Here is a 23,641-nt window from a genome sequence, read left to right on the forward strand (position 1 = left end):
ATCAGGAAGCGAGATAGTTAATAAGTAGGGTTTCAATATGGCGCACATCTTCAGGGGTAAAACCAAGCAACTGACGAGCGGGGTATTGAATATCCAGATTACGCAACTTTTCTTTTAAGCCGTATTGGTGGATCGCGGCGATATTAGCCGCTGCCGGTGCAAAATAGATTGCCGCCTCGTTTTCATTGGCAAAGGTTCGCATATAACGCGCAGTAGCGAGGCGTTTAAACATGCGAGCCTGTTTACTTTTCCCTTTGATTTTGACTCGGTCTTTTTTAACTGAGATAAAACGTTGAATATCACCTTTTCGAAATGAACGAGCGCCGCCTTTATCCACATCAAAGCCGGTGGTCATGCTTTTGTTTTGTCGCCAATTTTTTAAACTACGTTGTTGGCCACGCCAGATAAAACGCATCTCACGCTTAACGGTAATAAATTGCGCTTTGCGTTTGGTAAAGGTGCTGCCGTCGGGGTTTTTCTGGGCGCGAATACGTTTGATTTGGCTTTTACGTAAGTCACGAACCAGTAAACGAGACAGTTTTTTGCGCTCGGCAGGGGCAACACGAGCGAGCAGGCCAGCGAGTTCGTGATTGAGTTCGGTGAGAGCATCATCCATACAGACTATCCCATTCGTGGACTGGGTCTACGGGCTCGCTGACCGCTTCGACGTGATATTTACCGTCTTTGTTGGCTACAATGACACGTTCAGTCAGTTTTAAATCAATACTGATATTGGCACTTTGGCTATTGAGGATATCAGCCTCAAAGCGAATGCCGGTTGAGCGTTTATCGGGATTGGCCAAAATATCGGGCTGATGTTCTTTTAGCCACTCGATCACCACGGCAAAAACAATGTTTTGGTCATCAGGAAAGGCTTCAATAATAATATTTATGCTGTAGCTGTACTCATAGGAAAGGGATGGCTCCATCGTCGCAATGATGCTGCCATCATCGACAAACAGATAGAGCTTTTCAGGGTTACTTTTGAGATAAGGGATTTTTTGGTACAGCCGGTCTTTAATGCCGTTCAGTTTTTTCATTTTGCCGAGAGTCCTCTATGTCTTCGATAGCCATCAGCTGGGTGTTGGCCTGCTCTAAGTCTGCAAGCAACGCATTTACCCATAGCGCCAAATCACAATAGGTTAAAGGCTGTCGGGCAATGACGGCATGACGGGTTGGGTCAATGCCTTCGGCAAGGGAACGCATTGCGCTGGTACGTAAACGGTACGTGTTGTTGAGCAGGCTGTCAGCAACATCACGAGGCACAGGCAGATCACAGGTCGGCTCTTTTTTAAGCAGGGTTTTGTATTCAATTTTTCTTTCCTCGGCGTCAGCGCGCTGCTGAATACCCCGCGATGAAGCACTGGCGGCAATCTGATTAAAGCGCTGAAACTGTAATGATTGGTCGGCAATAATGTGCTGTTGTGTAGCCAGTTCACTGGCGAGTCGATTGTTTTCACTGACCAATAACTTGATTAAGCGATCGCTTTTTTCGAGTAAAAAAATCAAACAGCCCACACTAAGTAGGCTGATGACGGTTAATAAAATTAATCGCTTGTTCATAGCAGGCTGTACGCTTTTTCAAATTGCTGTTGGCTATAGGGTTGCTGGTTACTGTTTTCAACCTTGATAATCGCTTTGCTTATTTCAAATAAAACGGCTTTATCTTCCAATGTTAAACAATCATCAGGACTGACATTGAGGCTATTGGCTACCGCCTGAATATAGTTCTCAGTATAGTTTTCAATGGGTGGTGCATAGCGATTAATCACTACGCGTATAGAACACAGGCCATGCAATTTTTGATAATTGAGTAGCAATTTAAACAATGCACGCAGTCCCCAAACAGGATCCGTGAACTGGCAAAAACTACGGTCTGTTTGCTGTTCGCTCAGACCTTGCCATTTAGCCCCATGACGAATATTTCCGGGGTTGTGATTACGTATGCCTCGTGGTGTCATTTATCCCCCCAATCGTTTATTAATCATGCGGTGTGCGATCTCACGAATTTTCTCAACACCTAAAAAACCAATCGCACCGCCAATCATGCCGGAGGCCGCTTCAGGAATACCGATAAACTCAGCACCACTGATCACCGCCCAAGAAAGCGCACCACACAATAAACACTCAGCCCATTTATTTTTACGGGTATCACCGTCATAAATAAAAATGGCGTAGCGAATAAATATGGCTAATGCGACACCGGATAATTGCGGCCATGCGTTTTTCAATGCTTCGAAAATTTCCGTTAAATGTTCTTTCATCGTTTTCATACCATCCCCCTATTGAGGGTGTTATTAATCCCAAAGTTGGATCAGGACTTTTTGCGGCGGCTCGGTGATATCAGGGAGTTCAACTAATGTGCCATGTTGTAAAATAGCGCCCATTTCCGCTAAACGTGGGTTAAGCTCTAAGGCTTTTTCGACCATGCCCGCCGTTTGCCCCAACACCCGAAAACACAGTGCATCCAGCGTTTCGCCTTGCAGTGCCGTCACTTTCATATCAACTCAACAATGTTGTGTGATTGCCCCTTGATGCGCTGAATTGCCCACTGCACATCACGCCACAGTTCATCAATTGTGGTACCTAGACCCTCGGCTTTTTTTTCACCGCTGTTAGTGGTATCAACATCGCGGTAACGTTCGGTCAAATTGGCTTTGGTTTGGCTATAAACAGCGCGCCGGTAAAGCAGAACTAATTCACTGTCATCATTGATAAAATCAGCCGGTACTTTATCCATCGAAACATAACCATTGATGATTTGCGTTTGTCGCCAATTGGCCAACTCACGATTAATTTCAATGATGGCGTTAGTGATCGCGTGGCGCAGCCGTTCGGGAGTGACTTTGCCATCCGTTAACATGGATTGCTGATAATCCCGCGCGTGAATATCGGGAAAAAAATCCCCACTGTGAAATACGTCATCAGCGATGTTTTGTGATTGCGTGGATGTAAAATCCATACTGACACCTCTTAATAGGTGGGCGGTGGACAGAGGCGTTAACCTAAGTTGTGCCTCTGTGCCGCCCTAGCGCGGTGGCTCGTTCTGTGATGCCGTGTTGGTTTGTTGCTGCTTTTCTAAGTACTTCTCAAGCTGCTTTAAGTCTTGCTTCACACCAACACGATCATTTAATTCAAGTGCTCGCAACCATGAACAGGTTGCCGGTTGCGGCTGGTTGTTGTCTCGCTGGGCGTAACCTAACCACTTGTAAAGATTGGCGCGCACGAGGTCGGGCATATCTTCATCAAGGGTTAGCGTCATAGTGCGAGTGAGTACATCTAAGGGGATCGGGGCTTTGGCGGTGTATTGCTTTTCGGCCTGATCTGCAATTTCTTCCGCGATAGCACAACCTGTTGTGCGGGTGTGCTTTTCAGGCATGCTCAGGTTATAGCGCAAAGCATATTCAGCAATATCTAGCGCGCCGTGGTAATCGCCGGCGTCGACACGCCAAAGCATCACGCGCATCGTCACATCATCTTGCTGGCCTCTGCCACTGGCCAAAATACCCGCGACCCATGGGGCATAATTGGGTAGCATTTCCCGCTTCACGCTGGCTTTACGTTCAAATGACTGAATACGCTTTAGCCGGCGGCGATCAGCATTCATCATTAAGGTCATTTGGGTATAAGCCGTGCCGGTTTGTGTGATGGGATCGCGCTGTTGCGCGTCCTTTTCAGCACTCATGCGGATAACGTGACGTCGGAAAATGCTAGCGCTCATTATTCGCCGTCCTTATTTTTTTCAGTATCTTCGGTATCTTCGGTTTCAGGCGTTTTGACCGGTGCGGTGACCATTTCGATATTTTCAATCAAAGCCACGCCGCGATAGTCTTCGACAACGTAAGCTTCATTGACTGACTCGTAGTTTTCGATTTGATCGCGTTTCGGGTTGTCGATAATGTGGCGGCGGCGGGTCTCGTTCTGCCAGTAAATCGACAAGTTATCAAGACGCGTGACAAACAACGCATTTTCAGGGAAATACGGCGCGCGAACGGCTTGCAAGCCACCAATGCGTTTTTGGCTGATGATCATATCAGCGGCCAGTTTTTCGCTGTTTTCTTGGTCTTTATTGACCAGTGGGAAATATTTGTCACTTAGCAGCTTGCGACCACAGATCACGACAATTTCGGTGTCATCTTGATACTCTTCATCAATCAAATCATCAACCGCACTCATAACCAGTGCGTCGAGGTTGAAGAAGTCACCACCGGCACCAACGCGAATAGTTTTGGAAATCACTGCGCCGTTCTCGTCTTTGACGTCACTCACTACATGCTCAGGGGCATCATTACGCACTTTTTGCAGCCAACCAATATTCACGTCTTGCAGCAGTTTATTCACTTCACGGTTAGATTTTTTGGCGCGAGTAACTCCATTAAAACCAATCATGATGCGGTCAAGCGCTTGGCGGCGAATAATCGCGTTACGAATACGCAGTTGGAAATCTTGGAATTTTGCCCATAAATCCAGCTTTTGATATTTTAATGCGGTATCAAAGTTGGTTTGTTCACACTTATATTCAATATCCGTTAGTGAACTAGGGTCTGTCGGCACACGGTCTTCTTTGGTGGTGTCGGTTGTGCCGGCAATAGTGGAACCAACACCCAAACCGATCACTTGGCCTGATTGCTCGTCAACAGGAACAATATTAATCATGCTCAGGAAAGCGGCGCTTTGCTGAATGTTATCTTCCAGTTTTTGGGCTATAGATGGGTTCACTTCAACTTTGGTAGAGAGCGCTTCAATCTCAACTTCAAACAATGAAGCCAGTTGTGTCAAAAACGCATTAAATTTAAATCGGGTATGTTTTTTCATGTCTGTTCTCAAATTATGGGCTAATTAGCAATCCGTCAGATATTCCGCTGCCGGTGCACCACTATTGCCCAGCGATTGAGGGCGTTGCGCGCCGCTGTTATCGGTCTTTGTTAACTGGGTTTTTAGTTCAGCCAGTTCAGTGCGTAAGGTTTTCAGTTCGTCGCTGTCTTTTTGGCGATCGCTTAATTGCGTTTTTAGGCTAGTGACCTCGGTTTGCACGTCATCAATGGTTTTGGCACACAACTCAACGCTTTTATTGACGTCCGCAAAACGGGCATCATCGTTTTTGCTTTTACGACCAAGAATTTCGGCAATACGAGAAAATAGCGCGGGTGTTTTCGGTTCTTCGGGCTGTTCATCTTCAAACTCAAAAAGCGTCTCTTCAGCCGCCGTGAAAACGTTGTCTTTTGATTGTTTGCGTTCAGAAAGCGGATTCGCGCCGCTATTTTGGCTAAATTGCAACATTTCAGTGCCGAGGCTGGCTGGGCGATCAGTGACCGCTAGGCCAACTAAATACGCTTCGCCGGTGTCGGAAAATTTAGGGCTAATTTCGACAGAGGTGTAAACCTTTTGGCGTTTTTGGTTCATTTGGATCAGGTCGTCAGTCGGCGATAATTTTGCATAAAGCCCTAACTTGCCCTTTAGTGCACCTTCGCTGATTTCTTCGGTATAGACGGAATCAACATCACCAAAACGTGGCATCCATTCATAATTTAAATGCTCAAGGTTAATGCGTGCCCCGTACACCTTCGGGTCGTAGTTCTTTTCAATCTCAGTTAACCAATTGCGTTGTACGGTGCGGCCATCGGTTGTGGCTCCCTCAACACAGATACGCACTGGCTTTGCTTTTTTCGTCATGTAATGACTCCATCAGTCACATCAGAATAATGGGCTTATGGTTCCAGTGTTTATATGACAGAGACAATGATTCGTTGTTGTAAAGGAGGGAGGTACAACACAAGGCGAGCGCGCGGAAGAATTGCGATCAGTAATCTGACCGCATGAATACATTACACGATTTTGAACCCCGTAAACGCGCGATGCACCTGTATTTTAATGGGTACAGGATCGCGCGCATTGCTGAACTGCTTAACGAAAAGTCAGCGACTATTCACAGCTGGAAACGGCGCGACAAGTGGGATGATATTACGCCGATTGAACGTGTTGAAATGACACTGGAAATGCGGCTTTGTACCTTGTTAGGCAAAGAAAATAAAGAGGGTAAAGACTATAAAGAAATTGATTTGCTGTACCGGCAAGTCGAGCGTCACGCCAAAATTAACAAATACCAAAACGGTGGCAATGAAGTTGATTTAAATCCGAAGTTGGCCAACCGCAATGCCGGCGAACGCCGCGCACCTGATAAGAACGTATTCAGCGAAGAACAGATTGAAAAGCTAGAAGAAATGTTTCGTGAAAATATGTTTGCGTACCAAAAAACATGGTACAGCGCAGGGCATAAACACCGCATTCGCAACATCTTAAAATCACGGCAAATTGGTGCGACTTACTTTTTTGCTCGCGAAGCGTTTATGGATGCGTTGATCACAGGGCGAAACCAAATCTTTTTATCAGCAAGTAAGGCTCAAGCACATGTATTCAAAGGCTACATCATTGATATGGCGCGAGAGGTGGGCGTTGAGTTAAAAGGCGACCCAATTGTGCTACCCAATGCGGCAACGATGTATTTTCTCGGTACCAATGCACGGACAGCACAGAGTTACCACGGCAATTTATACCTTGATGAATATTTTTGGATCCCTAAATTCCAAGAATTACGCAAAGTGGCCAGCGGTATGGCCATGCATAAAAAATGGCGCCAAACCTATTTTTCAACCCCTTCAAGCTTGACGCATAGCGCGTACCCGTTTTGGTCTGGAAAACTGTTTAACCGAGGCCGAGCCAAGGCCGATAGAATTGACCTTGATGTGAGTCACACGGCATTAGCTGCTGGCAAACTTTGTGCAGATGGCCATTGGCGGCAAGTGGTGACGGTTGAAGATGCGGTAAAAGGCGGCTGTGATTTATTTGATATCAAACAGCTACCATTAGAATACAGCCCTGATGAATATCAAAACTTACTGATGTGTGAGTTTGTTGATGATATAGCCTCTATTTTTTCGCTGGAGCTGATGCAGCGCTGCTTAGTCGATAGCTGGGATGTATGGGAAGATTTTCAGCCTGAAATGTACCGGCCTTATGGGTATCGTTCTGTTTGGATTGGCTACGACCCCGCCAAAGGTACCGAAAATGGTGATAGTGCCGGTTGCGTAGTGATGGCACCGCCTTCAATGATGGGTGGGTCATTCCGCATTCTTGAGCGCTATCAATGGCGCGGTATGGATTTTCGCGCCCAAGCAGAAGCCATCAAACAACTGACTGAACGCTATAACGTCGAATATATAGGCATTGACTCTACCGGTATTGGTCACGGTGTTTATCAATCCGTTTTAGAGTTTTTCCCGCAAGCACGTGAGTTTGTCTATAACCCCGCAATGAAAAACGCCTTAGTGCTTAAAGCATGGGATGTGATCAACAGCGGCCGTTTAGAGTTCGACGCTGGCGACACGGACATTATTCAATCCTTTATGGCCATTCGCCGTTCAACTACAGCCAGTGGTAATCGACCGACCTATGAAGCCAGTCGCAGTGAGGACGCCAGCCATGCCGACCTCGCATGGGCGACGATGCATGCCTTATTCAATGAACCGATCACGGGTGACAGCACCCAACATCATAATATCGTGGAGCTTTACTAATGAGCCGTAAAAATCGCAAAAAACAAAATCAATCGCAAAACACCGGCGGCGTAGAAGCGTTCACATTTGGTGAGCCGGTTTCCGTTCTTGATAGCCGTGAAATCTATGATTACCTCGAATGTGTCAGAATGGAAAACTGGTATGAGCCACCCATTAATTTTAACGGATTATCAAAAGCGTTTCGTGCCGCACCGCATCACAGCAGTGCGATTTATGTCAAACGCAATATCTTAACCAGCACATTTAAGCCACACCGATTATTGGATAGGCAAGCATTCGACAGCTTTTCACTCGACTTTTTGATGTTCGGTAATTCATATCTTGAAGAGCGCACCAATCAACTCGGTGGATTATTAAAATTCAAACATACGCCGGCGAAATATACTCGCCGTGGTACCGATGACGAGCAATATTGGTTTGTGAAATATGGCTATGAAAGTGAGCCGTTCGCATTTAATCAAGGTAGCGTATTTCATTTGATAGAGCCGGATGTGAATCAAGAACTTTATGGCCTGCCTGAATACTTGGCTGCTTTACCTTCTACTTTGCTTAATGAATCCGCAACGCTATTTCGCCGCCGTTATTATCTGAATGGCAGCCATGCTGGTTACATCATGTATATCAGTGATTCTTCACAATCACCCACTGACATAGAAAACATTCGTAAAGCAGTGCGTAGCAGTCGAGGCCCCGGCAATTTCCGTAATCTGTTTTTGTATGCACCGAATGGCAAGAAGGACGGTATCCAAGTTATGCCACTTAGCGAAGTTGCGGCCAAAGATGAATTTTTGAATATTAAGAATGTCAGCCGCGATGATATGTTAGCCGCGCATCGGGTACCGCCGCAGATGATGGGGATCATTCCACAAAACACCGGTGGCTTTGGTGATGTTGAAAAGGCGGCAAAGGTGTTTGTGCGCAATGAACTGATACCGTTACAAGCCAAGATGAAGCAGTTGAACGACTGGTGCGGGGAAGAGGTGATACAGTTTGAACCGTATAAGTTAGATGATGATAACGAGTAGATTACTCATTTCAGAATGAACATTACCGCCCACTGAGGCGGTATTTTTTCGCCTACAGGTAGGTGCTCTCGATGGTCTTAATAATAATAAGACCCCACGATATTATATCAAAGTGGCACTACCAAGACTAATCCGCAGAAATTAACCCACATCAAACAGCGATTTAAGCACGCTGTAAGCCATCGTAAGCAACGCGAAAATAATTGCTATCCATGGTATGAATAATTGATTTTAACGCCGCTGTGAGGCTGAGATTTTGCGGACGGATAATTAACAATAAACATGTCGCCGCACAATCGTAGCCCCGCCACGCCTGCCCACTAAATAGAGCGCTTTTCATGCAGGTGCAAGAGATCGTCCGAACCGCGCTAGTGGTGGCGCTTGGTGTGGGTTGCGATCCTTGTTTAAACTTGCGGATTTGGGCGGGAAATTGCGAAATCTATGCATCAGGAAAACAATAAAGAAAAACCGCCTTACGGCGGTGATTTATAATTCAGAGTATTATTTTTTTTCTGACTTAGGCATGAACTCTTCAGATAAAGAATTACACTCTTCTTTATCTTTTTCTTCATCTTCTTTAAACTTTGAATATGCAGTTGTATCAAAAAATGAAATACCTTCTATATCGCTTTTTGGTATTAGTGTCCTGAAGTCATCTAATGACAACTGACTTTCCCCTAAGCCACTGAGAATCCCGCTCTCTGAATAATGTTTTCTGTAATTTGTTGTGATTTTTACAGTAAGCTCATCTTTATCTCTATAGCCACTGAGTAACGGGAGAATCTCAATGTACTCAATACGACCATGTTCAAATTGCGGACAAGAAACCAAACCGACATAAATTTTTCTTGAACTTAATGTTATTATGACGGGGAATCTTCTAACATCAGCTTCTATCAATAAACTTTCGAACGGGTCGTTATGAACAACTTTGACTAATGCATCAATACGTCTTTTAACATTTTTATTCACGTACCATTTAACAATTTTGCCAGTTATCCAAGAAAGCAGAATTGAAACCACACCAAATAAAGCAAACTTTAAATCAGCTAATTTCATGTAATAAGATTGCTGACGCAAGTCCGCTAACGCATTACTAGGTTCAGCAGGCTTACTTATTTGTGATAAAGGGAATACTCTATTGATAGTTTCAATATCAATTATTTGCTTAGATAACAGATAATTGTAAGTAATTCTTAGGACATCAAGTACACTCAGTAACGAACATAATATCCATGCTATAACAGTAAAAAATACTCCCCAGACCGCTATATAAAAATAAGCGTCCCAACCTTCGGAACGCTTAAATTTATATCTCTCTGAAACTGCGTTGATCACATATACATAACCACTAATTAGCGCTATAGCTAATATAAGCGTATTCATTAAATTTAGCCTGCCTTTTTAGCTTTATTTCCATTAGCTTGTAAGATTTTATTGATTTTTTCCAATTCTTTTTCAAATGCAGATATTAGGGTTTCTTTATCAGATAGAACACGCCCATCACTTGTTATTGTATAGTTACCTACATTATCAAGTAATGCTTTTCTTAGTCTATCTCTAGAGCCAGACATAGTCATTTTAGACTTATATACAGTAGTCATATGCTCCTCCTATTAACTCCTATGTGACTATTCAACCTGTGGTTAATAATTATATTCATTATATATTTTAAGGCTTTTTATAAGAAAAAATTAAATATTTCAACTCTTCAATACGTTTTTGAGACATCTTTACAATCCCATACTACATATAGTATACCAATCTTACACAGTGACACTATACGAAACACAATGGCGCTGTCCATTTCTTTGTAGATCACAGTATAGCACAAATAAATTAACTGTACAAACATACAGTTATTTAATGCTTGCGCTCGTTCAATATTTCACGTGAATAATGCGAAATTGTCATGTCCAACTGTATTACATTTATTTCAATTGTCATTTTATTTACCTATCTATAAATTAAACCAACAAATAGAGCAAAAGCGCCCCAAAAAACGATGAACACTAGATACTTAGTCAGCATTTTTTCCTCTCAATCTTGTTATTCGCGCCAGCGCCTCGGCGTAACGTTTTCGACACTGCTGTAAATCAACCTCTTTTTTCGCTTTTACTGCCTGAATTCGTTCTTTTATGACTACTTCCGACTCAATAACTCGCACTTGCTCACCGTCAAACCTGAAAACACGGTCATCATCTTTAATGGCCATACCTTTGATAAACATGTTGGCCATGGTTTCAGTTGGGAGTTCAAACCCTGTTTTCTGCATAAAACTATCTATTTCTGGCCTTAATTCAATTTCTTCTTCATTTAATTCAACCCGTGATACTTGCCGCTGCTGCCTACCTTGTGAAATTTCGCTCCCTACCGAGTTCTGAGCGTCTGTTTCAATAAAGGCAAAACCGTATTCCTCTATGTTGCATACTTCACCAGAGCAGCGCTCTGGCTCGTAAAATTGCACATCTGAAAGATTGGATGTGATTCGCGATCTACAGTTATTGACAGGACTCCGAGGCGCGCCGATTGCGCTTTTTAAAAGACCATCGCCCGCAGCATCGGAGTTTTTCTTCACAATTTTGTATTGTCTGTCGCGAGTTTTGAGTGTTGGCTTGTTTGCAACAAGCTGATTGTAAATACCCACGACTTTCTGAACGTCTTCACCGTAAACATTCACATCAGCGACCTCGCGAGCAACACGTATCGTTTCTTCTTTACGACGAATGCATGGGCCACCTTGCGACATCACATACTCAAAGAAATCACCACCATCGGCAGCGGCGCGAACTCGTTCAGCAATATCACCTAGTTGTTCTGCAATAGAAACGCCTCGCGGAAGCCGACGACATTCGCGATAAGCACCTTTTGAAGGAAGTTTATAAAATTGAAATTGAGGTATGCGCCATGTTGAAGCCCAAGCAGTAACCGCTGCCGCCATACTTTTTAAATCTTTGCCAGTTTCGTGGTCTATCTCACCATCAAGCGCATAACCATCAATATTTTTAGCTATATACTTTGCAATGTAACCCACCGCACCGCCGCGATTCATATGCTTACATTCGAAACGGTATTTATGTGCGCCGGCCTCGTCACAATCTTCTTTCAAAGCACGTTTACGCATAATATCAATTGCGTCCGCCCGACTGGCTTTATCAACAAATAGCAGCATATGCCAATGCGGCGTGCCGTCATGGTGCGGCTCAACAACACGAACCCCATAAACATCAATATTATTGTCATTAAAGGCCGAACGAATACGCGACCAGACTTTAACTAAATATTGCTGCCCGTCTTTTGGTGTATAGGCTTCATCTTTCCATTTACTGTTAAGCACCGCGATCACATCTTTCTTTCGCTTACGCAGCTTTGTCGGGTGATATTTAGAAGGGCAGGTCATGGTAATAAACATGCCGATATCGCCGCGTTCTTTCGCTACACGTTCAATACCGGCCATTTGCGCCATTAATTCCATGCGCCGAATTTCAGGGTTTGAAACACTCGCCATCACTTTATCGAACAGATCAAACCGCTCGCCCGTTTCAACGTCTTCAATATCCATGCCTTGTAAATACTGCATATTAGATAAACGTTGCGCTTGCACAGCTCGAATGGCTTGTTTACTGGCGTAGGGGTTGCGATTCTGGCAAACATCCATATTTGCGATCATCAAGGCTTCAAGCCATTGGGTACGATGGGCTTTTAATTTGCGATACCAATAATCTGTATTGGTTAGGCGCTGGATAGCGGCAATCACTTTGCGAACATCTAAATTTTGCTTTTTTTTGCCTCGTTTGCGATTTTTAAGTACACGACAATAGGCTTGATAGTGAAGCGGGGATATATGCAGTCCTTTTGCTAATTCAGCTAAACGACCATAAATTTCTGTTTGTATTGAATCTTCATAGATAATTTCACGATCACCGTTATGGTGTTCGGTCAGCGTATCGCAATACTTTTCATATAAATCGAAAAAGCCGGCAGCGATAGTCTCAGCAAGTTTTTTTACCGGTTTATCACTCAGATCAAACAATCTATTGAATTGGCTTACTTCGACAGATAAGCGAGTAGAAAGCGTCAATAATGCTTTTGCATCCATCTCGTAGCGTGAGTTTACAGCGATAAAGCGCGGCCAAATTTGCTCATGAAAACGAAAATACAAAAAATCATGCGCTTTACGCGAGCCTTTTTCTTTAATGAGGTTTTCATACTGCTTTTGATAGCGGTAGCGCAGAACGCGCGGCAAGGCTTCAATGTCATTTAAAATCGCTTGCCCCTGAAGGACTTGTTCACGGGTAAGCGGTCTCTCTACATCAGACTTGTAATAATCATTCTCTTTAGGCTTATTCCACGGATAAGGAAAAACCATATCCGCAGTATAAGTCAGTGGTAATTTAGTAAAATCGAATACCTTAGACATTAAGCGCCCCGCCTAATGTTTCCTGTCTGAGTAAATTGATTGCAGTTTCACATCGACGGGAAATAACATCTACTGCCTCACGGTAAACATCTAATGTTCTGATACCTTTTCCCTTCACGTTTTGGACGTGATAAGAGGTTAATTCAATAGCCAGCATCCACGGATCAGAATGACAGCAAACAAGGCTATAGCTACGTTCAAAGCGATTAATTTCAAGCAATCGCCAAATGACGTTATTATTTTCAGTATCAACATGGCGCTGAATAGCAAAACGTGTACCACTGATGTACACGCCATTTTTAGGATCAAGTTCCATTACTTGACCCCTGCTAATACAGCAATAATTTCTTTAGCTGGTTTACGATTGCCTTTAGCCGATATGGTGCGAGGGGCGTCTATTTCATGAATGGTGAAATCTAAATCAGCGTAAAGCTCTTTTGCTTCAGGTGAATTTGATACAGTGATCGGATTGCCCTGAATATCATTGATATCTTTTAAAGCAATTGCCAATGCCTCTTGGTCAGCATCGGAAAAACCGGCAGTGTGATATTGGGTAAAACCACTACCCATATAAGGTGGATCGCAATAAACACCATCACCAAAATCAACTAATGAGAGTGTATCTTGCCATTCAAGGTTTAAAATGTTTGCTTTGCTGAAATAAGCTTTATCGCGGAAACTATCAATTTCTTTTTGGGGAAAATATGGATTTTTATATTTACCGAAAGGAGTATTAAACCCACCTTTTTGGTTGTAGCGGCATAATCCATTGTAGCAATGACGATTTAGATATAAGAATAAACTAGCTTGGCGAAGCCGAGACAGCTCAGATTTAGTACTATTAAATTCAGTTCTAGTGAGATAATAATCACCCTTATTATTTCTTTCTTTAAAAAGAGACAATGCATCAGTTTCAATACTTTCAGGTAATATAATGAGCGCATTGTATAAATTAATTAAATCAGGATTAGCATCAGCAATTAAATATTTTTCATAATCTGTATTCATCATCACAGCGCATGAGCCTGCGAATGGCTCGACTAGACGTTTTGCTTTAGGTAGGTAAGGGCGTAACTGTTCAATAATGCGAACTTTAGAGCCAGCCCATTTTAAGATAGTTTTAATAGGAGTAGAAACTTTTGATTTCGTCATTATCTTTACCATAAGATGATTTAAATTTTTTAGTTATGTAATAATGAAATAACGTTTATCTATTCATTATCTTGGAGTGCTTATGTCCTATGATCGCCACCTTAATATTTTGCCTGCTGATAGCGCTCCTTTGGGGGAGGTACGGCTTTTATCTGCCAGAGAAATGCTTGATGTATGTGAGGTATTTCTTGGCTCCTTACAAAACCATATGCCAGCGCGCTTATTGCCAACAAAGGAATACAGAAATGTTTTAGGTCAGCGTATGGAGTGGACCTATGCTGATGAATGGATAGCTCAATACTTATGGAAAGAATTGATTGAAAATGGATTGCAGGAAATAATTCATAATCGCAATACTCTTCATATGGCTGAATGGGAATATTGGGATTCACTGAAACAATTAGAGTCAGATATGTATCTTTCGATTCAAGCGAGTTATAAGGCAATAAAGTTATTTCAACTTGGTGATCCTCAGTACCTACCGATGGCAACAAATGTTTTTGTTGTTCCCATTCAATGGAATAAATTTTTATCAACTTTAATGACAGGTGATATCTATCCTGCATGGATTGCAAAAGTTGATTCAAGTAGTATTCCTGAAATCGAAGATGGCATATATCCAAAATATTCTCCGAGAAATTAAGTTTATTTTTAGGGGATGCTTTGAACATATTCATACACCCCGATAATGTTTATCTTTCAGTTCAAAAACGGTTTGGCAGTCGATGCATCTGATGCAACCAACTGATGCAAGACGGCGTTGCTCAGGGATAGGGCGACCGCATTCCTCACATATAAATGCGGATACGCCAACAGGACGCTTAACAACAGCATTGATTTGATGCTCACGCATTTGCTGTTCATACTCGCTAGCGCGGTCAAAGTTTTTAGACATGATCCAACTCCGCCGCTAAGTTAGAAAAATGCTCAGACTCGCCAACCAGTAATTGATGAATTTGTTCATCGTTCATTTTTTCTTTAAGTATTTTGCAAGCGAGTAAATCAAGACGAGATGAGAACTTATCAAATAATGTTTTACGTTCATCTTCTCTGATGGCCTTAATGTTTATGGCAATAGCGGAGTAATCACGCTCACCTGTCGCAGGGTCACAACCTATTAAAGGCAGTTCAGTGCTTTTCCCTACAGTTCGCCCTTTAATAATTATTTGTCTTCTCTCTATATTTTTCATAATAAAAATCCTATATTCAGAGTGTAGAAATCCCTGACGCGTCAACGTCATTAAATTTGTTATTTATAGTTAAATAGGCATTGCTATATTTTTAGGCAATAGCGCTGCGAGTGCTTTAATTTGATTAATCGCTGTAATAATTAATTGTTTTTCCCCTTTATTAAATTCATCAAAACTTAATTGATGTTGATTACTTTTAATACCTGCTAAATAAAAAATCATACTTAGCGCTCGCTCATCATTTAATCTTAAATATTCAATAAAACCTGCTAACTCTCTATTATCTGGATTATCCTTATTTAGATGAAAAAGTGATGTTCTAACCCTTGATGCCTGATTTAAACCCTCAGTCCTTTCGGTTAGAGATTGTCCAGTACTCTCATAATTTTTGATATTGCCTAATAACTGAATAATACCTTGTGCTTTAGTTTGTTCAGTCGTTGAGCTATTCATAACTAATACTTAAATAGAAACCGTGACTAAATAGACTAGAAATAAAATACTGATGACCATAAATACTTTGTCTGCCGTTGATAATTTATTCTGTTTCTTTTTATGTTTGAAATTACTAACAGATGAGCCTGTTAGCTTGTGTTTATATTGTTGTATATATAATTGAGTCATAATTTCTTCACTATCCATATTATTTACCTGACACAATTTTATGGCCTGCATGATTTAAAATATCAGCAAGTACGTCGGCCAAAACGGAGGCATCAACATCAGACAATGCAGATCGCCATACTTTTTTAGCTCTGATACTATCCATGCTCAATGACAATTGCATTTCAATGACGGAATGGTATGTTTTATACAGCTCGTCATATTTTTCTTTTTTATCTGAAAGGGTATCCATAGTGTCTACTCCGATTAACATTAAAAAATTCAACGAAATAACAGGTATTGTTCTAGCATCTTTATATGAATCATTCCCTGTAAGAAAAACATTCACAGTAGAACGGTTATTTCCTGAAACTATACTCGACCCATTTGATGAGCCATCAATTAATCATGATGCTATATTTGTTACTGAAACAGTTTCATGGCTAATTGAGCATGGTTACATTTCTGCTAACATTCAATATGGCTGTTCTTTTTCTGATGCGGTTTTGACCGCAAAAGGTTTAGAACTATTAAAACTCACTCCTAATTCATTAGAATCATCCTTTGGTGAACAACTTTTAGAGGCGACGAAATCAGGCGTAAAAGATACAATCGTAAATATATCATCATCTGTTTTAACTTCTGGCGCTGCATTGCTATATAAGACCTTATCTAATTAATTTGGGTAAAACTTCTATGATTGATGAATACCGCGCATTTCATATAGTCTATCTATATACCCAGTGGCAGAATCAATTGAATCAGATAAACCAAACTCTTGCTCATTAAGTTGAACACTGTAATTGTATTTACGCTGAGTATCTTTTTTGACCCTTAACTTTATAATTTTAAAGCCTCGGTATTTAAAACTATGCGTTGATATTTGCGTAATCATAAAATAACCTCTATCAACTATTTCCAATTGCATCTTTTAACATGGCAATCATGTTTACTTGGATTTTTTCTTTTGGAGCTTGTTTAGGTCGAATAATAATCTGTCCTCGGTTCACCATTGCACGACAAGTATTCAAAGGTATTCCACTCAATCGAGAATATTCATCAATCGAAACGTAAGGCGACCCTACTGAAAAATTGATAGTGATTTTTTGCATGTTAGTCCCCTTTGAACGATTTTAAACCTTCCAAAAATATCATTCTCGCCATTGCTGACTTAGAACGACTTTCTTTTTCTGCTAATAACTCCAGTGCATTATTTTCGGTTTCGAATAAACGCATCGGAATTAGTTTTTTATTACCTTCCGTACGAGGTAAACGCGATCGCGTTATATTTTTTTCTTGTGCCATAATGTTATATTGTGATCCACTAGGTTATACACAAATACATTATTTGCAGATTTCTGCAAATAGTCAACAGGAAATTGCAGAAAAATGCAAATAGGTGATCGTTTAAGAGAGGAAAGAGATAAGCTTGGGCTCACTCAAACTGAGATGGCTAAGGCTTGTGGAGTAGCGTTTCGAACGTATTGTGACTATGAAGCAAGTAAAACAGAGCCAAAAGCGTCATTACTCGCTCGCCTCAATGAAATGGGGGTTGATGTTATGTATATATTATCAGGTTGCAGAATTCCGCAAGATAACATCTCAATAGAGGAGAAGAAACTTATCGAAAATTACCGCGCCATGGATGAGGCGGCACGCTTAAACGTACAGGCGGTTGGCGCTGCGTTCGCGAAATCTGAACCGGTAAAAAAAGTTAGTTCAAAATAGGCTGATATTTTTTTGATGATACTACTTTGTTTTATTATCAATCAAAATAATAAAGGCCTGACCTTTTTTCAGTTCAGAAATTGTAGAGAAACGTTCAAAAGAAATAGAGGTATATTTTCCACGAAGGGTATTGAACGCTACCAGTAAATATAAAAATACTAGTTTAAGGCGTTGAGTTAAAGATGAGGAACTACAGAGTATGAGTCGCATAAATATTATTACCTTTTACACTGAACAAAGTTGTAGCAATGATCTCGTATCTGAATTGGAAAAACAAGGAATTAAAATAGATACAACAATGAGTTTCTCTGAAGGGCAGCCCAATAAAAAAAGTATCGTATTTAGAATAAATGATTTGAATTTAAAGAAAAGGATATGTGATGGAATTGCTGGTTTTTTAGGCAAGCATGAAAAAACTGAGATTAATATTTATTTGAGTGATCAACAAAAAATTACAGTTTGTTCGACATATAATGTCGATGATTTGCTTAAAGTGCTAGATAAAGCGGAAGCTATGGTAACTCGAACTAAGGATGAATAAAGGTAATGGCAGTTAGAAAATTACCTTCGGGTAAATGGATCTGTGAATGTTATCCCAATGGGCGTAATGGCGGACGTATTCGAAAGCAATTTGCGACACGTGGTGAAGCATTATCTTTCGAGCGCAAACTACAGCCTAATGATTCAGCCAGCGGATCAACAAAGCAAGCATTAAAATTAAGCGAGCTTGTCGAACGTTGGTATGAAATGCATGGCAAAACATTAAATTCTGGTAGTTCTCGGAAATCTAAATTAGATGCTATTTGCTGGCGCTTAGGTGATCCTTACATTACTGAATTTGATAAAAATATGTTTGCTGTATACCGTGAAAATCGTTTAAAGGGCAAGTGGAATGCGAAAGGCAAAGCTGCTCCGAAACAAGCAACGGTTAATCGTGAGCAATCATATTTACATGCCGTATTCGCAGAATTAAAGCGTCTTGGAGAATGGGAAGGGGATAATCCTTTAGATGGCGTTAGGCAATTTAAAGAGGGTGACCAAGAACTCGCATTTTTATACCAAGAAGATATTAAGCGTTTACTGCATGCTTGCGATGAATCTCGAAATAAAGACCTCGGTAATGTGGTTCGAATTTGCCTTGCTACCGGCGCAAGATGGAGTGAAGCTGAATCTTTAAGTCAGTCACAAGTCATACCTTATAAAGTGACATTCACTCAGACTAAAGGCAATAAAAACCGCACAGTACCAATTTCACAAAAACTATTTGAATTACTACCCAAACGGCGCGGAAAGTTATTTTCCGGCTGTTACGATGCATTTGAAGGTGCATTAAAAAAAGCTGGCCTTGATCTACCTAAGGGGCAAAGAACCCACGTTCTAAGGCATACTTTCGCCAGCCATTTCATGATGAACGGCGGCAATATTTTAGTACTACAGCAAATATTAGGTCACAGCACCATCATAATGACAATGCGATACGCACACTTCGCCCCAGATCATTTAGATGCTGCTGTGAGTTTGAATCCATTTGATAAAATAAGATGAATATGAGTACTGTAAATATATACTTTGGTGAAAATGGTGAAGGTAAAACAAATCACCTAAAAACAATAATTTGTAATAATATAGATAATAGAATTGATACATTGGCTGTCTGCAACTCAATTTTTAGTCGATTTCGTCGTACTGATAGTGAGCATTATAAATATTTTGGAATTAAACGTGGAACTTTAAATGTAGGGTCATATATAAAAGAACATTTAGCTCAATTATATTATTTTGATAAAAAAAACAGAATGGCATCGATATTTGAATATGCTGGATTTTCTCCTAAAATAAAATTAAATTTTAAAATAAAAAAGAATAGAACTTGGTTTTTTAATAAGTTTGTTTCTGATAAGGATAATCCAATTGATTATGATTTAATTAAATTTGAAAATATTAGTTTCTTAATCGAGAGAGGGGTTAGTATAGATTTAATTAATAATTACTATAATTTCATTGAAGATGATTCATCATTTGAAAATTATCTAACGAATGAAAGATATAGACAGTCTCATTATTCTTTAGGAATAAACAAAAAAACAGACAAAATGATTACAATTGATTTGGTCAGTAATGATTTCATACATAACCCACTAGGAAGGCCCGAGTTTTTATCTTTATTACTATTAAGTGAAAAATATTTAAAAAAGATGGGGATTTTGTCAGCAATAGATATTTATATTCAAAAGCATGATGAGTGGTTTAATTTAAATGACGCAAGTTCAGGTGAAAAATATTTTTTAGGATTAATGTCATTTATTGGTTCAAACGTAGAGGCAGGAACCGTAATTGTTATTGATGAACCTGAGAACAGTTTGCATCCTAAATGGCAAAAAGAATATATTTCTATGTTATTAGATTTGACATTCTACTATGGTACGGAAATTTTTATAGCTACACATTCACCAATAATTGCATCATCAACAGATAAAAATGTGAATTTGTATAAAATGAAAGATTTTGAGCCTATAAGGGAGCAGAATAAATTCAAAAACATAGAAAAAATTTATATGGAATATTTTGAAGTCATAACACCTGAAAATCGAACTTTATCTAAAATATGCGAGAAATTATTAAATGATTACTCCGTCAAAAAAATAAAACTTACTGATGCTAAAGATAAAATAAATAGTTTAATTGAAATTTCTTATGATGATAGACAAAAAGAATTTCTTAAAGGTGTATCTAAAATTTTAAATGATATTAAATAAGGTTTTGTTATGAGATTTTATGATGATAATGAACAGGAATTAATTAAAGAAAGCATAAGAAAAGGGCATGAGTCATGGGTCGATAAAAATTTGGATGAAATAAAAAAGAAAATTAAGCTATATCATTTTAATAAACAAAACCATAAATGTTGTTATTGTAGAATAGATTTATATAGATCTGCATCTGTAACTATAGATATAGAACATATACTACCAAAACATCTTTATGTGAATGAAATGTTTCAAATTGAAAACCTTAGCTGTTCTTGTAAAGTATGTAATTTATATAGAAAAGGAAAGAAAATAGATTTCTATATAGCCTCAAATAATCAAATGTATGCTTCTGAATCATATAAATTTATTCACCCTAATTTTGATGTATATCATGATTATATTAATTATATATCCATGCAAGTTAATAATACATCAATATGGTATTACCAAGTCATTGATAATAGACCTAAGGGAATATATACGAAAGATTTTTTTAAATTAGAAAATAGCAGTATTAATTCATTTAATGAATCTCAAGGAGTGAGCTCTTTTATTGGTATAGATAATCAGGATGTTCGTAGAGCATTTGAAAGGCTTATCAATGATTTTGATTTAAATGGCGATGGAAAAATATAAATATGTATAAAGATTACCATTCGTTAATTAAAATTAAAGATTTTTCAGTATGTTACTGAATTTTAAAATTGATATTAAATATTTAAAATCCCTCGGCCTTTAGGCTGTGCGGGTTCAAGTCCCGCCCTGGGCACCATATAAAAACTGCGTTGAATTACAACGGGTTAGGGAAAGAAAGAAGCCACCTTTTAGGTGGCTTTTTTTGTGACTGAAATCACGTTTCATAATATTTTCACTATATATTTTCACTATATTTTTACCTTCCCCCCGATTTTTTCTGTCCTCCGACTGTTAGAACGATGGTAGTTTTTCTATCATATCGTGCCGTCTGTGATGGTGTCTTATGGCCAGAAATACTTTGCTTCTCTACAAATGCTTTGTGGCAACTAAAGTGATACATGTGACTAGTGGGTTAATCGCTATCGGTCAGGCTGATGATGCGTGGATATACATTTAATCCGATAAAATTAGTAGTGTTAAATATGTGTCTGTGGTTGAAGTAGCAAAATAGCTAATCACAAAGCCAGCTCGAGTAAACCGGACTTTTAATTGGCCCTAAGATTTATAAATTGAAGTACTCATATGTTGTGACTTCATATTTATGTTATATGGGTCTTTAAAGTAGATAGATATAGAAATATCATGGTCAAAGATAGAAACTTGAATACTGCGACTTTTCAAGTGCTCCATAAATTTTAGTAAAGTAGCTTTGACTGCGCTAAAAGCGATTGTGTTTCCAATGTATTAGGATGCCTTTTTTAACAATGACTAGTGGCCCACCTTGATCAAATTAAAACTTGAGTTTAGGCGCTACTTCAAAGTATAGAATGTCTTTATACCATTTAAAGGCTTCATAAAGACCATCGACATGTACATGTTCTACTGTTGCTAGTTTCATTAGGCTCACCTGTAAACATTTAAATTAACGCTCTTCAAAGTAGACATCTAAGCTAAAAATGGTTTCAATTTGTTCTGAGGATATGAATTTTGCCTATTTTATCCTTATTGAACCTCAATATTTACCTGTTATTTTTTGTGACGAAAAATAACAAGCTAAAACAATGAGTTAAAATAGTGGTGGTTAAGTAAGGTATTTTTGGCAATTTTAAGATAACTTATTGTTATTGAGCTTGTTTTCTATGGTAGTCTATAGTTCACTGCCGTATAGGCAGCTTAGAAAAAAAAGTGCAACTCTGGCTGAGCGCATTATGTGTTCACTGCCGTATAGGCAGCTTAGAAAATTGATGTAAGTGACATCAACCCCGTCATAATGTTCACTGCCGTATAGGCAGCTTAGAAAGTTCGGGAAGAAAGACTCTATAGTGCTTTTTACAGAACACATTATAAGTTAGGTAGAGTATATTCTTATATATCATATATATAAAGATGCTTTTTTTAAGTCTGTAATCTCAATTTTCAATATAAATTCCACAATAAATATATAGAAACTGATTTTTATTTTATCCTAGAAATAAAATGTGATTATATTCTTTACTGTAATCTAATGTTATATTCGAAATGCTTTAAGAATTATATGAAACTAAACGTTTTGACTAATTGATGATGTCATTAAATGATGGGTATAGGTGAAAGACACTTAAAAAAAATGGCAAAGACTATATTCTATAGCCATTATGATTTTATACGCATAATTAGTTTACTGTTCAAAAGGATGTTCTGCCATTTAAACAGATGCTGGGATTGAGAGTATGTTAAGATAAAATATCTAACTAAGTATTAAAATCAACTAGATTAGGTGACGTAGATATCATATGCATGGAAATACACTAAATTCAGGTAGCTCTAGGAAATCTAAATTAGATGAGATTTGCTGGCATTTAGGAGATCCTTGCATTACTGAATTCGATAAAAATATGTTTGCTGTGTATCGTGAAAATCGTTTAAAGGGTAAGTGGAATGCGAAAGGTAAAGCTGCTCCGAAACAAGCAACGGTTAATCGTGAGCAATCATATTTACATGCCGTATTCGCAGAATTAAAGCGTCTTGGAGAATGGGATAATCCTTTAGATGGCGTTAGGCAATTTAAAGAGAGTGATCAAGAACTCGCATTTTTATACCAAGAAGATATTAAGCGTTTACTGCATGCTTGCGATGAATCTCGAAATAAAGACCTCGGTAATGTGGTTCGAATTTGCCTTGCTACCGGCGCAAGATGGAGTGAGGCTGAATCTTTAAGTCAGTCTCAAGTTATGCCTTATAAAGTGACATTCATTCAGACTAAAGGCAATAAAAACCGCACAGTACCGATATCACAGAAACTATTTGAGCTGCTTCCTAAACGACGCGGAGAGTTGTTTTCTAATTGCTATGATGCATTCGAAGGCGCATTAAAAAAAGCCGGCCTTGATCTACCTAAGGGGCAAAGAACCCATGTTCTAAGGCATACTTTCGCCAGCCATTTCATGATGAACGGCGGCAATATTTTAGTACTACAGCAAATATTAGGTCACAGCACCATCATAATGACAATGCGATACGCACACTTCGCCCCAGATCATTTAGATGCCGCTGTGAGTTTGAATCCATTTGATAGGGTTTAGTA

Annotated in this window: 33 protein-coding genes and 1 pseudogene; 10 read left to right on the forward strand and 24 right to left on the reverse strand. The window is 39.5% G+C overall.

Translation table 11 applies throughout. The features are described 5' to 3' along the window. Position 1 precedes the first annotated feature (1 nt). From AC3Z9T_RS09925 to AC3Z9T_RS09970, 10 genes are all read right to left on the reverse strand, one after another. Positions 2 to 616 carry a phage virion morphogenesis protein gene (locus AC3Z9T_RS09925; RefSeq protein ID WP_490126009.1) on the reverse strand — a complete coding sequence of 205 codons (615 nt, stop codon included), beginning with the start codon at positions 614 to 616 and terminating at the stop codon, positions 2 to 4. Beyond that, a complete protein-coding gene (locus AC3Z9T_RS09930) occupies positions 609 to 1,040 on the reverse strand; it encodes a phage tail protein (RefSeq protein WP_490126010.1) in 432 nt (143 codons plus the stop codon). Before AC3Z9T_RS09930 ends, AC3Z9T_RS09925 begins: the two co-directional genes overlap by 8 nt. Then, positions 1,018 to 1,563 (reverse strand): DUF2570 domain-containing protein, encoded by a 546-nt coding sequence (locus AC3Z9T_RS09935; protein WP_490126011.1) that lies wholly within the window; start codon positions 1,561 to 1,563, stop codon positions 1,018 to 1,020. Before AC3Z9T_RS09935 ends, AC3Z9T_RS09930 begins: the two co-directional genes overlap by 23 nt. Then, positions 1,560 to 1,961 (reverse strand): structural protein, encoded by a 402-nt coding sequence (locus tag AC3Z9T_RS09940; RefSeq protein WP_490126012.1) that lies wholly within the window; start codon positions 1,959 to 1,961, stop codon positions 1,560 to 1,562. The genes AC3Z9T_RS09935 and AC3Z9T_RS09940 overlap by 4 nt, the downstream gene beginning before the upstream one ends. After that, positions 1,962 to 2,264, reverse strand: a complete 303-nt coding sequence (locus AC3Z9T_RS09945) for a phage holin, lambda family (RefSeq protein WP_490126269.1) — start codon at positions 2,262 to 2,264, stop codon at positions 1,962 to 1,964. It lies immediately after the preceding gene. Between the two features lie 33 nt (positions 2,265 to 2,297). Then, positions 2,298 to 2,501, reverse strand: a complete 204-nt coding sequence (locus tag AC3Z9T_RS09950) for a tail protein X (RefSeq protein WP_121875173.1) — start codon at positions 2,499 to 2,501, stop codon at positions 2,298 to 2,300. After that, positions 2,498 to 2,962, reverse strand: a complete 465-nt coding sequence (locus AC3Z9T_RS09955; protein WP_490126013.1) for a head completion/stabilization protein — start codon at positions 2,960 to 2,962, stop codon at positions 2,498 to 2,500. The genes AC3Z9T_RS09950 and AC3Z9T_RS09955 overlap by 4 nt, the downstream gene beginning before the upstream one ends. A gap of 66 nt (positions 2,963 to 3,028) precedes the next feature. Next, positions 3,029 to 3,721, reverse strand: coding sequence for a phage terminase small subunit (gpM, locus tag AC3Z9T_RS09960; RefSeq protein WP_490126014.1), 693 nt, complete (start codon positions 3,719 to 3,721; stop codon positions 3,029 to 3,031). Then, positions 3,721 to 4,815 carry a phage major capsid protein, P2 family gene (locus tag AC3Z9T_RS09965; protein WP_490126015.1) on the reverse strand — a complete coding sequence of 365 codons (1,095 nt, stop codon included), beginning with the start codon at positions 4,813 to 4,815 and terminating at the stop codon, positions 3,721 to 3,723. Before AC3Z9T_RS09965 ends, gpM begins: the two co-directional genes overlap by 1 nt. A gap of 24 nt (positions 4,816 to 4,839) precedes the next feature. Next, positions 4,840 to 5,673, reverse strand: coding sequence for a GPO family capsid scaffolding protein (locus tag AC3Z9T_RS09970; RefSeq protein ID WP_490126016.1), 834 nt, complete (start codon positions 5,671 to 5,673; stop codon positions 4,840 to 4,842). 143 nt (positions 5,674 to 5,816) lie between these two features. On the opposite strand from AC3Z9T_RS09970, the gene AC3Z9T_RS09975 reads away from it, so the two are divergent. Both AC3Z9T_RS09975 and AC3Z9T_RS09980 read left to right on the forward strand, forming a co-directional pair. Further along, positions 5,817 to 7,574 (forward strand): terminase ATPase subunit family protein, encoded by a 1,758-nt coding sequence (locus tag AC3Z9T_RS09975; RefSeq protein WP_490126017.1) that lies wholly within the window; start codon positions 5,817 to 5,819, stop codon positions 7,572 to 7,574. Continuing rightward, positions 7,574 to 8,599, forward strand: a complete 1,026-nt coding sequence (locus AC3Z9T_RS09980) for a phage portal protein (protein WP_490126018.1) — start codon at positions 7,574 to 7,576, stop codon at positions 8,597 to 8,599. Before AC3Z9T_RS09975 ends, AC3Z9T_RS09980 begins: the two co-directional genes overlap by 1 nt. 163 nt (positions 8,600 to 8,762) lie before the next feature. On the opposite strand, the gene AC3Z9T_RS09985 is transcribed toward AC3Z9T_RS09980, so the two are convergent. The 6 genes from AC3Z9T_RS09985 to AC3Z9T_RS10010 form a co-directional block, all read right to left on the reverse strand. Beyond that, on the reverse strand, positions 8,763 to 8,939 hold the full coding sequence (locus AC3Z9T_RS09985) for a hypothetical protein (RefSeq protein ID WP_490126019.1): 177 nt from the start codon (positions 8,937 to 8,939) through the stop codon (positions 8,763 to 8,765). Between the two features lie 161 nt (positions 8,940 to 9,100). Further along, positions 9,101 to 9,985: a hypothetical protein gene (locus AC3Z9T_RS09990; protein WP_318580930.1), complete on the reverse strand. Its 885-nt coding sequence runs from the start codon at positions 9,983 to 9,985 to the stop codon at positions 9,101 to 9,103. Positions 9,986 to 9,990: 5 nt separating this feature from the next. Further along, entirely contained in the window at positions 9,991 to 10,203 is a 213-nt protein-coding gene (locus AC3Z9T_RS09995) for a hypothetical protein (RefSeq protein ID WP_318580931.1), read from the reverse strand. Positions 10,204 to 10,619: 416 nt separating this feature from the next. Then, complete coding sequence (locus AC3Z9T_RS10000) at positions 10,620 to 13,019, reverse strand: replication endonuclease (RefSeq protein ID WP_490126020.1); 2,400 nt, start codon at positions 13,017 to 13,019, stop codon at positions 10,620 to 10,622. Next, positions 13,012 to 13,335: a hypothetical protein gene (locus tag AC3Z9T_RS10005; RefSeq protein WP_490126021.1), complete on the reverse strand. Its 324-nt coding sequence runs from the start codon at positions 13,333 to 13,335 to the stop codon at positions 13,012 to 13,014. Before AC3Z9T_RS10005 ends, AC3Z9T_RS10000 begins: the two co-directional genes overlap by 8 nt. Next, on the reverse strand, positions 13,335 to 14,171 hold the full coding sequence (locus AC3Z9T_RS10010) for a DNA adenine methylase (RefSeq protein WP_490126022.1): 837 nt from the start codon (positions 14,169 to 14,171) through the stop codon (positions 13,335 to 13,337). Before AC3Z9T_RS10010 ends, AC3Z9T_RS10005 begins: the two co-directional genes overlap by 1 nt. Before the next feature lie 82 nt (positions 14,172 to 14,253). On the opposite strand from AC3Z9T_RS10010, the gene AC3Z9T_RS10015 reads away from it, so the two are divergent. After that, positions 14,254 to 14,814 carry a hypothetical protein gene (locus tag AC3Z9T_RS10015; RefSeq protein WP_349490293.1) on the forward strand — a complete coding sequence of 187 codons (561 nt, stop codon included), beginning with the start codon at positions 14,254 to 14,256 and terminating at the stop codon, positions 14,812 to 14,814. A gap of 30 nt (positions 14,815 to 14,844) precedes the next feature. Here the strand turns inward: AC3Z9T_RS10015 and AC3Z9T_RS10020 are convergent, their stop codons facing one another. The 5 genes from AC3Z9T_RS10020 to AC3Z9T_RS10040 all read right to left on the reverse strand — a co-directional run bounded on the left by AC3Z9T_RS10020 (position 14,845) and on the right by AC3Z9T_RS10040 (position 16,217). Further along, entirely contained in the window at positions 14,845 to 15,066 is a 222-nt protein-coding gene (locus AC3Z9T_RS10020) for a TraR/DksA family transcriptional regulator (RefSeq protein ID WP_490126023.1), read from the reverse strand. Then, entirely contained in the window at positions 15,059 to 15,361 is a 303-nt protein-coding gene (locus AC3Z9T_RS10025; RefSeq protein WP_490126024.1) for a DUF2732 family protein, read from the reverse strand. The genes AC3Z9T_RS10020 and AC3Z9T_RS10025 overlap by 8 nt, the downstream gene beginning before the upstream one ends. A 69-nt stretch (positions 15,362 to 15,430) precedes the next feature. Beyond that, entirely contained in the window at positions 15,431 to 15,814 is a 384-nt protein-coding gene (locus AC3Z9T_RS10030) for a DUF5347 family protein (RefSeq protein WP_490126025.1), read from the reverse strand. 9 nt (positions 15,815 to 15,823) lie between these two features. Then, a complete protein-coding gene (locus AC3Z9T_RS10035; RefSeq protein ID WP_490126026.1) occupies positions 15,824 to 16,003 on the reverse strand; it encodes a TetR family transcriptional regulator in 180 nt (59 codons plus the stop codon). A 1-nt stretch (position 16,004) separates the two neighbouring features. After that, on the reverse strand, positions 16,005 to 16,217 hold the full coding sequence (locus tag AC3Z9T_RS10040) for a hypothetical protein (protein WP_490126027.1): 213 nt from the start codon (positions 16,215 to 16,217) through the stop codon (positions 16,005 to 16,007). A 1-nt stretch (position 16,218) separates the two neighbouring features. Between AC3Z9T_RS10040 and AC3Z9T_RS10045 the strand changes: the two genes are divergently transcribed. Next, complete coding sequence (locus AC3Z9T_RS10045) at positions 16,219 to 16,644, forward strand: hypothetical protein (RefSeq protein WP_490126028.1); 426 nt, start codon at positions 16,219 to 16,221, stop codon at positions 16,642 to 16,644. A 14-nt stretch (positions 16,645 to 16,658) separates the two neighbouring features. On the opposite strand, the gene AC3Z9T_RS10050 is transcribed toward AC3Z9T_RS10045, so the two are convergent. The 3 genes from AC3Z9T_RS10050 to AC3Z9T_RS10060 are packed head-to-tail and all read right to left on the reverse strand — an operon-like array spanning position 16,659 to position 17,269. After that, the gene (locus AC3Z9T_RS10050) at positions 16,659 to 16,859 is read right to left on the reverse strand and encodes a hypothetical protein (RefSeq protein WP_474333465.1); all 201 of its coding nucleotides are present in this window, start codon (positions 16,857 to 16,859) and stop codon (positions 16,659 to 16,661) included. A 13-nt stretch (positions 16,860 to 16,872) separates the two neighbouring features. Continuing rightward, the gene (locus AC3Z9T_RS10055; RefSeq protein WP_349490301.1) at positions 16,873 to 17,076 is read right to left on the reverse strand and encodes a DNA-binding protein; all 204 of its coding nucleotides are present in this window, start codon (positions 17,074 to 17,076) and stop codon (positions 16,873 to 16,875) included. A gap of 1 nt (position 17,077) precedes the next feature. Further along, on the reverse strand, positions 17,078 to 17,269 hold the full coding sequence (locus AC3Z9T_RS10060; RefSeq protein WP_474333462.1) for a hypothetical protein: 192 nt from the start codon (positions 17,267 to 17,269) through the stop codon (positions 17,078 to 17,080). An 84-nt stretch (positions 17,270 to 17,353) separates the two neighbouring features. Between AC3Z9T_RS10060 and AC3Z9T_RS10065 the strand changes: the two genes are divergently transcribed. From AC3Z9T_RS10065 to AC3Z9T_RS10090, 6 genes and pseudogenes are all read left to right on the forward strand, one after another. Then, positions 17,354 to 17,692, forward strand: a complete 339-nt coding sequence (locus AC3Z9T_RS10065) for a helix-turn-helix domain-containing protein (protein WP_474333460.1) — start codon at positions 17,354 to 17,356, stop codon at positions 17,690 to 17,692. A gap of 199 nt (positions 17,693 to 17,891) precedes the next feature. Continuing rightward, the gene (locus tag AC3Z9T_RS10070) at positions 17,892 to 18,233 is read left to right on the forward strand and encodes a hypothetical protein (protein ID WP_490126029.1); all 342 of its coding nucleotides are present in this window, start codon (positions 17,892 to 17,894) and stop codon (positions 18,231 to 18,233) included. 5 nt (positions 18,234 to 18,238) lie between these two features. Next, the gene (locus AC3Z9T_RS10075; RefSeq protein ID WP_490126030.1) at positions 18,239 to 19,237 is read left to right on the forward strand and encodes a phage integrase; all 999 of its coding nucleotides are present in this window, start codon (positions 18,239 to 18,241) and stop codon (positions 19,235 to 19,237) included. Positions 19,238 to 19,239: 2 nt separating this feature from the next. Then, positions 19,240 to 20,448 (forward strand): AAA family ATPase, encoded by a 1,209-nt coding sequence (locus AC3Z9T_RS10080; RefSeq protein WP_490126031.1) that lies wholly within the window; start codon positions 19,240 to 19,242, stop codon positions 20,446 to 20,448. A 9-nt stretch (positions 20,449 to 20,457) separates the two neighbouring features. Next, a complete protein-coding gene (locus AC3Z9T_RS10085) occupies positions 20,458 to 21,078 on the forward strand; it encodes an HNH endonuclease (RefSeq protein ID WP_490126032.1) in 621 nt (206 codons plus the stop codon). A 1,760-nt stretch (positions 21,079 to 22,838) separates the two neighbouring features. Next, a pseudogene (locus AC3Z9T_RS10090) lies at positions 22,839 to 23,639 on the forward strand (phage integrase); the annotation flags it as partial. Positions 23,640 to 23,641: the final 2 nt, after the last annotated feature.

The sequence above is a fragment of the Providencia sp. 6390 genome (assembly GCF_058148425.1).